At 40.5% G+C, this 11,371-nt stretch carries 13 protein-coding genes; 11 read left to right on the top strand and 2 right to left on the bottom strand.

The genetic code is table 11. From position 1 onward, the window contains the following. Nucleotides 1–324: 324 nt before the first annotated feature. From ACEQ1T_RS01325 to ACEQ1T_RS01310, 4 genes are all read left to right on the top strand, one after another. The gene (locus ACEQ1T_RS01325; RefSeq protein ID WP_370221490.1) at nucleotides 325–1,296 is read left to right on the top strand and encodes a ring-cleaving dioxygenase; all 972 of its coding nucleotides are present in this window, start codon (nucleotides 325–327) and stop codon (nucleotides 1,294–1,296) included. A 136-nt stretch (nucleotides 1,297–1,432) separates the two neighbouring features. Next, nucleotides 1,433–3,511: a transglycosylase domain-containing protein gene (locus ACEQ1T_RS01320; protein ID WP_370221489.1), complete on the top strand. Its 2,079-nt coding sequence runs from the start codon at nucleotides 1,433–1,435 to the stop codon at nucleotides 3,509–3,511. 180 nt (nucleotides 3,512–3,691) lie between these two features. After that, on the top strand, nucleotides 3,692–3,886 hold the full coding sequence (locus ACEQ1T_RS01315; protein WP_206839815.1) for a hypothetical protein: 195 nt from the start codon (nucleotides 3,692–3,694) through the stop codon (nucleotides 3,884–3,886). Nucleotides 3,887–3,907: 21 nt separating this feature from the next. Next, on the top strand, nucleotides 3,908–4,432 hold the full coding sequence (locus ACEQ1T_RS01310; RefSeq protein WP_370221488.1) for an HD domain-containing protein: 525 nt from the start codon (nucleotides 3,908–3,910) through the stop codon (nucleotides 4,430–4,432). Nucleotides 4,433–4,777: 345 nt separating this feature from the next. Here the strand turns inward: ACEQ1T_RS01310 and ACEQ1T_RS01305 are convergent, their stop codons facing one another. Continuing rightward, the gene (locus ACEQ1T_RS01305) at nucleotides 4,778–5,434 is read right to left on the bottom strand and encodes an MtnX-like HAD-IB family phosphatase (RefSeq protein ID WP_370221487.1); all 657 of its coding nucleotides are present in this window, start codon (nucleotides 5,432–5,434) and stop codon (nucleotides 4,778–4,780) included. A gap of 163 nt (nucleotides 5,435–5,597) precedes the next feature. On the opposite strand from ACEQ1T_RS01305, the gene ACEQ1T_RS01300 reads away from it, so the two are divergent. From ACEQ1T_RS01300 to ACEQ1T_RS01275, 6 genes are all read left to right on the top strand, one after another. Next, nucleotides 5,598–6,035 carry a peptidylprolyl isomerase gene (locus tag ACEQ1T_RS01300; RefSeq protein ID WP_206839820.1) on the top strand — a complete coding sequence of 146 codons (438 nt, stop codon included), beginning with the start codon at nucleotides 5,598–5,600 and terminating at the stop codon, nucleotides 6,033–6,035. 106 nt (nucleotides 6,036–6,141) lie between these two features. Next, nucleotides 6,142–6,333, top strand: coding sequence for a YbxH family protein (locus ACEQ1T_RS01295; protein WP_370221486.1), 192 nt, complete (start codon nucleotides 6,142–6,144; stop codon nucleotides 6,331–6,333). 135 nt (nucleotides 6,334–6,468) lie between these two features. After that, on the top strand, nucleotides 6,469–6,978 hold the full coding sequence (locus ACEQ1T_RS01290) for a mismatch-specific DNA-glycosylase (protein WP_370221485.1): 510 nt from the start codon (nucleotides 6,469–6,471) through the stop codon (nucleotides 6,976–6,978). A 200-nt stretch (nucleotides 6,979–7,178) separates the two neighbouring features. Then, nucleotides 7,179–8,144 (top strand): S8 family peptidase, encoded by a 966-nt coding sequence (locus tag ACEQ1T_RS01285; protein WP_370221484.1) that lies wholly within the window; start codon nucleotides 7,179–7,181, stop codon nucleotides 8,142–8,144. Further along, a complete protein-coding gene (locus ACEQ1T_RS01280; protein ID WP_370221482.1) occupies nucleotides 8,141–8,950 on the top strand; it encodes an endonuclease I family protein in 810 nt (269 codons plus the stop codon). The genes ACEQ1T_RS01285 and ACEQ1T_RS01280 overlap by 4 nt, the downstream gene beginning before the upstream one ends. Nucleotides 8,951–9,026: 76 nt before the next feature. Continuing rightward, nucleotides 9,027–9,344 carry an MGMT family protein gene (locus tag ACEQ1T_RS01275; protein WP_370221481.1) on the top strand — a complete coding sequence of 106 codons (318 nt, stop codon included), beginning with the start codon at nucleotides 9,027–9,029 and terminating at the stop codon, nucleotides 9,342–9,344. A 50-nt stretch (nucleotides 9,345–9,394) separates the two neighbouring features. On the opposite strand, the gene ACEQ1T_RS01270 is transcribed toward ACEQ1T_RS01275, so the two are convergent. Beyond that, nucleotides 9,395–9,652 carry a YpbS family protein gene (locus ACEQ1T_RS01270; RefSeq protein WP_370221480.1) on the bottom strand — a complete coding sequence of 86 codons (258 nt, stop codon included), beginning with the start codon at nucleotides 9,650–9,652 and terminating at the stop codon, nucleotides 9,395–9,397. A gap of 263 nt (nucleotides 9,653–9,915) precedes the next feature. Between ACEQ1T_RS01270 and dacB the strand changes: the two genes are divergently transcribed. Beyond that, nucleotides 9,916–11,371 (top strand): D-alanyl-D-alanine carboxypeptidase/D-alanyl-D-alanine-endopeptidase (gene dacB / locus ACEQ1T_RS01265; protein ID WP_370221479.1); only part of this gene is annotated, 1,456 nt, incomplete at its 3' end.

Genomic DNA, 11,371 nt, shown 5'->3' with positions numbered 1-11,371 from the left:
CAGACGTGTGCTCTTCCGATCTCTCGAGGAGGGTAGGCTGTTTGCGCTTGACAGTTTATCTAACTGCGGAATTTTTACATTCTTATCCAATAAAAAAGACGCCCCAGAGAGGCGTCTTTTTATACGTATTGCGGCGACCCGACTGCACTCCACATAGTGCATTGCCAATAAGGCTTGTCTGTCGTCTTATGCAATTAGCTCATCGCTTTACTAATATAGCATTATTCTATAAAGAAAACAAGTGTTTATTGTGCGCTTCCGTTGCATTCCTTTCATTGTTCAATCAAAATATACCTAAAATACATTGATTAGGGTTGTGATCATATGAATATGAAACCATTAAAAGGTCAGCATCATGTCTCTGCCATAACAGCCAATGCTCAGAAGAACTATGAGTTTTACACCAGAATCCTTGGAATGCGGCTTGTAAAAAAGACTGTAAACCAGGATGATACCACAATTTATCATTTATTTTACGCAGATGAAAGGGGTAACCCTGGTACTGACTTAACTTTCTTTGAAATCAAAAATGCTGGCCGCACTTACAGGGGGACAGACAGTATAACTTGTACTTTTCTGCGTGTGCCATCTGATGAATCGCTTCTTTATTGGAAAAAGAGACTGTCAGAACAAGATGTTTTACATGAAGAAATAAGAGAAGCAAACGGAAAGAAGATGCTGTTCTTTGAAGACTTCGAAGGCCAGCGTTTGGCCCTGATTTCTGATCAAAATAATAAAGGAGTAAAAGGCGGGAAGCCATGGGATCGAGCTGCCGTTCCTCCCAGCCACGGAATAATTGGGCTTGGACCCGTAATGCTCACCGTTTCTGAGCTTGAACCCACCACAAATCTGCTTACAGAAGTAATGGAATATCGGAGAATAGGAGAATATTCTTTGGATGAAGATACTGTAGCTGTATTTGAAACCGGTGAAGGCGGAAACGGGGCAGAAATCCATATTAAAGAACAGGTTGACTTGCCGCAGCAGCGTCCAGGCCGGGGGAGTGTCCACCATGTAGCTTTTCGGGTGGAAAATGAAGAGGAATTAAGAAACTGGGTACGAAAACTGAAAAAATGGAGGATTGCCAGCTCTGGTTTTGTAGACAGGTATTATTTCAAATCTTTATATTTCCGGGAACCGAACGGGATTCTTTTTGAGCTGGCAACAGACGGACCTGGATTCGAAGCAGATGAACCTTTCGAGCAATTGGGAGAAAAGCTTGCACTTCCTCCTTATATTGAAGACAGGCGGGAAGAAATCGAGGCAAACATAAAGCCGCTGAATACGAAAAATTAAATAAATGGTGTAAGAGGATGAACCGAAGTGTTCGGCCCCTTACTTTTGAAGTTGAAACTTTTTATAGAGTTTATTCGTTTAATATATAATAGGGGATAATAATAATGGAACTTAGAGAAATAGAGAAGGAGTCATCATGGAAAAATTTCAGCGTTTCAAAGAAGCTTTTACAGGGTTTTGGCGCAAAAAGCACCTGACACAAATTCTGCTTCTTTTAACACTAACAATAATACTTTTAACCATTCTATTTTTTGCGTTTCTGGCAGCTACAGCAAACGTGGAGACCTTAAAAGAAGGTTTAAGGCAGTCAACTGTTATTTACGATAAAGACGGTGATGCTGCTGCAGGACTTGCGGAAAATAGGGCGGAGGGTGCAAATATTGAAGAATTGCCGGATCATGTAGGCAATGCCGTTATTGCGATTGAGGATGAACGCTTTTATAAGCATAATGGATTTGATATTAAAGGAATTGCAAGAGCCTTTTTTGGCAATTTATTTGCTGGCGGCATAACGGGCGGGGGAAGCACCATTACTCAGCAGCTGGCTAAAAATGCTTTGCTGTCACCAGAACAGACTTACCGCCGAAAAGCCGAAGAATTGTTCCTTGCAGTAGAAATCGAAAAAAATTATAAAAAAAATGAAATCCTGCAAATGTATCTAAATCAGGTATATTTCGGAAGCGGTTCTTGGGGAATTGAACAGGCATCCAATAAGTATTTCAGCAAAACACCAAAGGAACTGAACATAAGCGAGAGTGCACTGCTTGCAGGATTGCTTCAATCGCCTTCAGCACTCGACCCTTATAATCATTACGAACGGGCAATGAAAAGAAGGAATGTTGTCCTCGGAAAGATGAAAGAGCACAAGATGATTTCAGCTGAAGAGTATGAGAACGCTGTAAATGAAAAGATCCAATTAAAGGAAGGGACACGAAGCAAGCAAGAAAGAAAATACCCTTACTATGTTGATGCTGTCCTGGATGAAGCTATAAATAAGTACGGATTAACACAGGAAGAGATTTTTACAAGAGGATACAAAATATATACGGAAATGGATCAGAACCTGCAATCAAGCCTGGAAAATGTTTATGAAAAGGATTCAATCTTCCCTCCAGGCATGAATGGAGAAATCGTACAGAGTGGTGCTGTCCTTCTTGATCCTGCTTCAGGAGGTGTCAGAGGGCTTGTCGGGGGCAGGGGTGAGCATGTTTTCAGGGGATTCAACAGGGCAACACACATTAAAGCCCAGCCTGGATCTACACTCAAGCCATTAGCGGTCTACACACCTGCACTTGAAGAAGGATACTCACCAACATCCATGCTAAAAGATGAACAAGTAACATACGGAGATTACACTCCAGCTAATGCTTCCGGACAATATGCGGGCGAAGTGTCCATGTATAAAGCTGTGGAAGATTCTATCAATGTCCCAGCCGTATGGCTCCTTAATGAAATTGGACTTGATAAAGGACTGGATGCACTTGACAGGTTCGGCATACCGCTTGAGAAGGAAGATGAATATTTAGGGATTGCATTAGGCGGAATGAGAAAAGGGGTCTCACCCTTAAAGCTGGCAGAAGCATATGCCGCATTTCCAAATGGCGGCAAGCGGCAGGATGCCCATTTAATTACGAAAATAGTTGGCCCAACAGGCAGCATCATTGCCGAACGTGATAAAGAAACAGTTAAGGTTACGACAAAAACGGTATCGAATCAAATGACTTCCATGCTGTTAAATGTGGTTGAAACAGGCACAGGCAGCGCAACGAAGATTGAGGGAGTTCAAATCGCCGGAAAAACGGGATCAACCCAGCTTCCTTATAAAGATATTAACGGAACGAAAGACCAATGGTTTGTAGGCTATACACCGAATTTGGTTGGTGCAGTTTGGCTGGGGTATGACCAGACAGACAGAGAACATTATCTGTCAAAAAGCAGTTCTGAAACAGCTGTTCCTGTTTTTAGGGCGATAATGGAATCTAGCCTGCCATATATGCAGGAAGGGGAATTTACTACTAAATCGGTAAACGAAAAGCTGGAAAAAAAGGAATTAACAGAAGAAATTGGACAGACCATTAAAGAACAGGCTGAAAAATTTGAAGGCAAAATAAGAGAAGACCTTCCAATCTGGAAGGAAAAATTGAGAGAAGGAAAGCAGGAACTTGAGGAATTCGGCAGGTTCCTGAAAGACAAATTGGATCAATTCAGTAATTAACAATTAAAAAGAAAGAGAGAATGGCCAAAGTAGCCATTCTCTTTTTTTGCTGTGCAATCTTTATACTGGAATAATTCAGCAAAACAGTGTAATCTAAGTAGTTATAGTACCTGCTAACAAAACGACAGCATTCGCTAGCGAATTGCTAGCTTACAGATATTAATAGCTAGGAGGATTCATATGAGTGGAGAAACACGGATTCAGCTTAATGTACGCATTTCAAAAGAGACTTCGAATATGCTTGATGAAATTGTTGATTATTATCAGGAAAACACGAAACTCGGCAGGATTTATAAAGGCGATGTTTTAACAGATATTATTGAAAAATCATATGAAGTAATGAATAAACAAAAAAAGCTCAATAAGAAATTTTAATCCTGATTAGAGGGGGATTACATGAGAGATGTAAAACTAACCGATATTTATCAGCATCGGATCGCACAGAAATATATTACACGCTCCGGCATCGCTCATGCTATTGCAGTTGCCTATCATTCTTTCCAGCTCGCAAAAGAATTCGGTGAGGATGTTGATTCAGCGGCTAAAGCAGGTTTCATGCATGACATCGGCCATTATACCTGGTACAAAAATGGAAAGTGGGATTACGACCTTTACCGTCAGAATGACATTCATGCCATTAAAGGTGCTGAACGGGCACATAAACTCCTGATCAGACTTGGAGAAAACCCGATTAAAGCAAAAGAAATTGCCTTAGCCATCCTTTTTCACACGGATTCATTTCTGCCTGGCGGTGAGGTTGTAAGAACTCCTCTGCAATCCATAGTCAAATTGGCAGATGAAAAGGATGAAGAGCCAGGAGGAGCGCATCATTACCGTGAACTCGATTTTGAGCGGGCGATGAAAAGCCTCGATATTCTCGATAATAAGATTGATATTTATCTTAAGAAAAAAGCAGAATAACCTAAATTTCTGTCATGTTATGCGCTTCCCCAGGAAATTCGCTACAAATAAACTGCTGCTTTTTAAAGGGAAGCGCCTGTTTCATGAAGAAATATAATTCATGGAAAATAATCAGATTATTAATATTATTATATGCAGGGATGGTGTTGCGGCAGTGAGAGCAAGGACTCGAAGACAACAGTCATTTAATGTGGAAGAAATCAAATTTAAATTAACAACAGTATTTCTGCATCTCTCATTTTATGCCTTTATCATTTTTATCCTAATTTTATTCTTGGAGCTATTTGGTTAAAATACATACAAAAATGCCAGGGCAAAAAAGCGGCTTTGCCCTGGTGTAAAACGTTATACTTTTGGCAATATTCCTTGTTCCTTTAAATAATCCTCCACTTCTCTAAATTCTTCTACCGGCACAAAAGATATCTCTTTTTTCCGAAGAAGATCCTGAAGCCCATTTTTGGCAAAAGTAATGTCAGCATACTCCGCCGGGTGTGAATCCGGTTCACTGTCCCCAATAAAAAACACAGTTTCATATTCCTTCTTTAAGTCCTGAATGACCTTCGATTTATCAATGCCATATCTCTCAGAGTAATGCTGATGATTCTTATCTATATTCATGTGCACATTCTTCTCATGATAATGACCTTCATTCGAAAAAACCTTCACATGCTCCACTCCATATTTTTTTAATAAGTGATAAATATAATAGTCTGTGCCGGCACTCAAAATATAAAAATCTCCGCCGTTCTGCTGAATCTTTTTGATAAAGTCAGGTACATATTCATCTATTTCTATTGAATAAATATCACTGATAATTTGTTCTTCATCCTGATTGATGGAAGTGAAGACTTTATTCAAAAAGTCGATATCCTTTATCTCTCCAGCCTTCCATTGGGGCATCAGCCTTCGCCCCTCCGGAAAATATTTATCCATCATAATCAAATAAAAGTCTCTTTTTGATATTGTTCCATCAAAATCTGAGACAAAAGCCCACTTTTTCATTCTATAACCTCCAATAAGACATTTATGCTTTTTATGGTATCATGCTATCTTAACTTTACCCTTTGTTTTTTATGTTCAATCAGTGAAAAAACGTCTTTTGATTTTATTCCTGATGAGATTAATGGTATTATTAATTTGATTTTTACATAAGGAGATGATTAGTATGGCAGAAAAAGGATACATATTAATGAAAAACGGTGAAAAGGTTGAATTTGAACTATATCCTGAAGCAGCACCAGGGACAGTTGAAAATTTCAAAAAGCTTGCTAATGAAGGCTTTTATAATGGCTTGAATTTCCATCGTGTAATTCCTGGGTTTGTAAGTCAGGGAGGGTGCCCGAACGGAACAGGAACTGGTGGTCCAGGGTACACAATCAAATGTGAAACAGAAGGAAACCCTCATAAGCATGAAGAAGGATCTCTTTCAATGGCTCACGCGGGCCGCGATACAGGCGGAAGCCAGTTCTTTATCGTACATGAGCCACAGCCGCATCTGAACGGTGTTCATACTGTTTTTGGAAAAGTTACTTCCGGGATGGAAGCAGTTAAGGCAATGAGAAACGGCGATGTTATGGAGAAAGTTGAAATTCTTGAAGGATAAATAGTTCAGCAAAAAGAGCCGAAATGGCTCTTTTTTATTTTGCCATAAATACCTGGCTGAAAATTCCTTATACTAAGAAAAACTAACTGTATTGGAGTTGATGTGATTGGGTGCCATTGAAAGAAACGGCTACCGGTTTGAGCCTGAATTTAGCGTCATCAGCCAGAACGGTGCCATACATGTTTTTCATAATGGAAAATTTGTAGAAGAACTTACATTCGAATTTTCCGGAAAATTCCCCGAAAACGACCAAATAGAAGAGATGGTTGCTCAGTATTGCATTAGGCATGGCTTGTAGAAATTCCTCTATGTTTGGCGTCCTTCGGTATGAAGAAGGGCGCCTGCCCTATTTTCCTATTAAGAGTTTTTCTTTTAAACCCAATTGGATTTTATGTAAATTAACTATACCTTGATATAAAGAGAGGATGGTTAAATGAAGCCTATTAAAGACCATTTGAAACAAAATCTTGATTTGCTGTTTGTCGGCTTCAATCCAAGTATTCGATCAGGAGAGACAGGTCATCATTTTGCAAATCCAAACAACCGATTTTGGAAGATCCTATATGAATCAGGGCTGACTCCTCGTAAATTTGATGCATTTGAAGATTACAAGTTATTGGAATTGGGATATGGCATGACAAATATTGTACCCCGTCCTACTAAAGCAGCGGACGAAATAACAAAGGAAGAATATAAAGAAGGCAGAGAAGAGCTGATTAAAAAAGTAAGTGAATTTAATCCTAAGGTCATTTGCTTTGTTGGAAAAGGAGTATATCAGGAATACAGCCGCAAAAAGAGGCTGCCATGGGGAGTGCAGGAGGAATCTGTGGTTCCCGGAACGATTGATTTTGCTGCTCCTTCGTCTTCTGGACTGGTCCGAATGAAAATGGATGAAATTATTCAAATCTATGCGGAGATTCCGAAGCTATTAAAAACTCTCTGATAAAACCAATTTTTGAATGGTTGCCGCCTGGTCAGCATCATGCTGTTTCATAGGGCAAATAGCACAAACTCTTCCTTATTCACAAACAATTTTCTAGTATTTTCCCCTACCAACGGTACTGTTAATTAATATTCAGAATTGTTAAAATGAATTCAACAGCAAGAACCAGCTTCAATTTAATCTCTTAAGGAGGGAAAGAAATGGAGCAATATGTTCGTGTTATTCCTTTTAAGGTGATTCGTCAGGAAGAGGAAGTTATGGAAGTTCCAAAAGGCGTGGAATTGATTCAGGCGCCAAAGATGTGGAACGCAACAAAAGGAAAAGGAATTAAAATTGCTGTTTTGGACACCGGATGTGACCTAAGCCATCCTGATCTGAAGGATCGAATAACAGGAGGACGGAATTTTACAGACGACGATAACAGCGATCCAAATGTTTTCAAAGACTATAACGGCCACGGCACACATGTTGCAGGAACTATCGCTGCGTATGAAAATGATGCTGGTGTCATTGGGGTAGCGCCTGAAGCTGATCTCCTTATTGTGAAGGTCTTAAACAAGGATGGTTCCGGCCAATACGAATGGATCATCAATGGCATTCATTATGCCATCGAACAAAATGCTGATATCATCTCCATGTCACTTGGCGGACCAGCTGATGTTCCTGAACTGCATGATGCGATAAAAGCTGCTGTTAAAAAGAATATCCTTGTGGTCTGCGCAGCAGGAAATGAAGGGGATGGGGACGACTCAACCGACGAGTTTGCTTATCCCGGCTGCTATAATGAGGTGATTAGTGTAGGGGCTATTAACCTTGAAAGGGATTCTTCCGAATTTACAAACTCTCATAATGAAATAGATTTAGTTGCACCCGGTGAAGAGATATTATCTACCTTTTTGAACGGGAAATACGCAACGCTTAGCGGCACTTCAATGGCAGCCCCGCATGTTTCAGGTGCGCTGGCTCTAATCAAAGATTTAGCAAACAAGCAATTTGAAAGAAAGCTTTCAGAACCGGAATTATATGCACAATTAATCAGAAGGACAGTTCCGTTAGGCAATTCGCCTAAACTGGAAGGAAACGGACTTGTTTATTTAACCGTACCTGAGCATTTAGCCGGGATCTTTGACCAAAAATTCAAATCCATGGTTCATAATGCTATATGATTAAAGTGAACAATATTTCTGCAGCATGGGCAGAGGCTCAGTCAAAGTATATTGAAAATGTTCAGAATGAACCGTATTATGACGCTCAGAAGGATATACTCAATCTGGAGGACTACTACAGCAGCCTTGATTTTGAAAAAGAAGACATCCCGGAACAAATCCATACTCTGTTGGTTCGCAGCCATAACCGGCAATTGGATTACTCCCCTCACCAATATGTATATCCATGGGTGGATCTGCAGGAAAATCTCAAGCTAAAAAGTTTATATTCCGGGAAAGGGATGGACCCGCTTAAAGCCATTGACCAGGATCTCAAGCTTTTGCAGTCGGTTCAGGAAAGCGGCTTTAGCAGCAGAGAAAGAGTAATTTTTAATACTGAGCATGTCATTCCGCAATCCTGGTTTGAAGAAAGTCAGCCAATGAGAGGGGATCTTCATCACCTGTTTGCATGTGAACCGGCATGCAACAGTATGAGAAGCAACTTCCCCTACCATGATTTTGAAGCCTATACTCCGGAATTCGAGGCTGAGAGTGTCAGGACCGGATGCGGAATGGCAGAACAGGAAAAGTTTGAGCCTGAATATGGAAAGGGTATTGCCGCAAGAGCAGTATTCTATTTTGCTGTCAGATATAAAAAAGTAATTAAAATCGAAGAAAAGATGGATATGCAGATTTTGCTGAGATGGCATGCAGAATATCCAGTGACTGTATATGAGAAGCATAGGAACGCTGCCATTCAAGAGCTCCAGGGAAACCGCAACCCATTTATTGATTTTCCGGAACGTGCAAAGAAAATGTTAGGATAATATAGGATAATAAATGTGCCCGCCTGAAACTCAGGCGGGTTTGTTTTATAATATAAGATAAAAAAGGAGCAATCATGTGCAGCCATTTACAGAAAACGTTATAAAAATCATTAAAAACATTCCAAGAGGAAAAGTCATGACATACGGACAAATAGCAAGGCTGGCCGGGAGCCCCAGGGGAGCTAGACAGGTGGTCCGGATACTTCATACCCAAAGTGAAAAGCATCAGCTTCCGTGGCATCGGGTTGTGAATGGGAAAGGGGAAATTGGGTTTAAAGACGGAGATTTGCATGACATTCAGAGAGAACAATTAGAAAATGAGGGGATTTACTTTAATATAAATAATAGAATTGATTTGCAGGAATTTGCCCATGAATCATCACAGCAAATATAAAAAAGCGTGCCATCCAATTGGAAGTCACGCTTCTTAATAATCATAAGTACCTATTTTGTCTTTGATGCATATTCCTCAATCATCTCAACGGTTACATACTTTCTTGCAGGTATAATTCCCTGTTTAGAAAGTTCATTGATTTCAGCAGTTACTTCATTTATCTTATCCGCAGAAAATGGAAGACCCCTCCTGCATAAATCCAATGCTTGCTCAATATAGTATTCGCGCTGCTGCTCCAGGGCAGCAAATTTCGTAATAATCTTATTCTGCTTTCCTACATGTTCTGATATTGCTTTATGTACACTCATTCTTTCCACCCCTTATAAAATTCACCTGTTTTTATCATACCATTTTCTAATAGCATTTTAAGAGTAAATATATTCTTATTAGCATAATATTTATTTTAAATAAAAATAGGAAATAATAGCCAGTCCTCATAACTTTTACAGTGGAGAATAAAATAGTTAAGTAAATCAAAAATTGATTCTTTTTCCTCATTATGGAAATAAAGGGAACACACCTTTCTAAGAAGAAAAGGTTAAGAAACAAAATGGAAGGTGGCTTAATACATATGAAAAAGAGTGTAAAAATAAATATCAGTTTATTGCTGGTATTTATGCTGGCACTTGTTCCTTTTGCTCAGCCCGAATCGCCTCAAGTCCAGGCAACGGAAGAAGGCAGCGAACTTGTACAGCAGTTAAACCAAATGCTTAATAATGATCCAATTCTTCAGGGAGGACTTGCAGGAGTGAGTATCCGCAATGCGGAAACAGGCGAGCTGGTATACGACCATATCGGGGATATACGTTTAAGACCGGCTTCTAATATGAAGCTTCTAACAGCAGCTGCAGCTCTAGAAACATTAGGAGAAAATTATCAGTTCACAACAGAACTTCTTCACACAGGTTCAATAAAGGGAAATACACTTCAAGGTGACTTGATCTTAAAAGGAAAAGGGGATCCAACCCTTTTAAAAAAGGATTTTGATTCATTTGCCGTTAAAGTAAAAGAAGCAGGCATCAAAGTTATTCATGGCAGGCTGATCGGTGATGACACATGGTATGATAATGTACGCTATTCAACCGACCTGTCATGGAGCGATGAATCATGGTATTATGGCGGACAAGTCTCGGCACTAACTGCCTCCCCAAACGAGGACTATGACGCTGGCACAGTAATTGTAGAGGTTTATCCCGGAGAAAAAGCCGGGCAGGAACCGATTGTAAAAATGGTCCCGGAAACAGATTACATAAAAATCGTCAATAAGGCTAAAACCGTCACTAAAGATGAAAAGAAGGATATCCATATTGAAAGAGATCACGGAACGAACACCGTTACAATCGAAGGAGAAATTCCAGTTGAAGGCAGCCGTTCAAGGGAATGGATCGCTGTATGGGAGCCTACTGGCTACGCATTGGATCTATTGAAGCTTTCTCTCGCTGAACAAGGCATTAAAATCAAAGGGAAAACAGAAGCTGGCACTGCCCCAGAAGACGCAACACTATTTGCTGAGCATAAATCCATGCCGATCAAAGATTTGTTCATACCATTTATGAAATTAAGCAATAATGGCCATGCGGAAACATTAATCAAGGAAATGGGCAAAGTTGCCAAAGGAGAAGGCAGCTGGGAAAAAGGGCTGGAGGTATTAGAAGAACAAGCAGAAGCCTTTGGGATGAATAAGGAAACTCTCGTACTCAGGGACGGTTCTGGAATCTCACATGTGAACTTAATTCCTGCAAATGAAATCTCAAAACTTCTTTTCGAAGTACAGGACGAAGAATGGTTCAGCTCCTATTTGAACTCATTGCCGATTGCGGGCAATACAGACCGGATGGCGGGAGGAACTCTTAGAAATCGCATGAAAAACTCCAATGCCGCAGGGAACGTGAGAGCAAAAATCCGGGGTCAGCGCGTCGAACTCGTACTGCACGATGCGGCCGACGCGGCTGTGCGACGCGTGCCAGGCGCTGAAGTCGTGCACGAAGCGCCGCAGGCGCTCCGGGGGAGCGGCGGCCGGGTCGTCG

Origin of the sequence: Cytobacillus sp., from assembly GCF_964223445.1 — a bacterium.
GTDB lineage: Bacteria > Bacillota > Bacilli > Bacillales > Cytobacillaceae > Cytobacillus.
Note: the sequence above shows the minus strand (reverse complement) of the source record. Positions and strands in the feature narration are given on the sequence as shown.

Coding starts and splice junctions, on each gene's coding strand:
- ACEQ1T_RS01325 (WP_370221490.1), top strand. CDS start 325: ATGAATATGAAACCATTAAAAGGTCAGCATCATGTCTCTGCCATAACA.
- ACEQ1T_RS01320 (WP_370221489.1), top strand. CDS start 1,433: ATGGAAAAATTTCAGCGTTTCAAAGAAGCTTTTACAGGGTTTTGGCGC.
- ACEQ1T_RS01315 (WP_206839815.1), top strand. CDS start 3,692: ATGAGTGGAGAAACACGGATTCAGCTTAATGTACGCATTTCAAAAGAG.
- ACEQ1T_RS01310 (WP_370221488.1), top strand. CDS start 3,908: ATGAGAGATGTAAAACTAACCGATATTTATCAGCATCGGATCGCACAG.
- ACEQ1T_RS01305 (WP_370221487.1), bottom strand. CDS start 5,434: ATGAAAAAGTGGGCTTTTGTCTCAGATTTTGATGGAACAATATCAAAA.
- ACEQ1T_RS01300 (WP_206839820.1), top strand. CDS start 5,598: ATGGCAGAAAAAGGATACATATTAATGAAAAACGGTGAAAAGGTTGAA.
- ACEQ1T_RS01290 (WP_370221485.1), top strand. CDS start 6,469: ATGAAGCCTATTAAAGACCATTTGAAACAAAATCTTGATTTGCTGTTT.
- ACEQ1T_RS01285 (WP_370221484.1), top strand. CDS start 7,179: ATGGAGCAATATGTTCGTGTTATTCCTTTTAAGGTGATTCGTCAGGAA.
- ACEQ1T_RS01280 (WP_370221482.1), top strand. CDS start 8,141: ATGATTAAAGTGAACAATATTTCTGCAGCATGGGCAGAGGCTCAGTCA.
- ACEQ1T_RS01270 (WP_370221480.1), bottom strand. CDS start 9,652: ATGAGTGTACATAAAGCAATATCAGAACATGTAGGAAAGCAGAATAAG.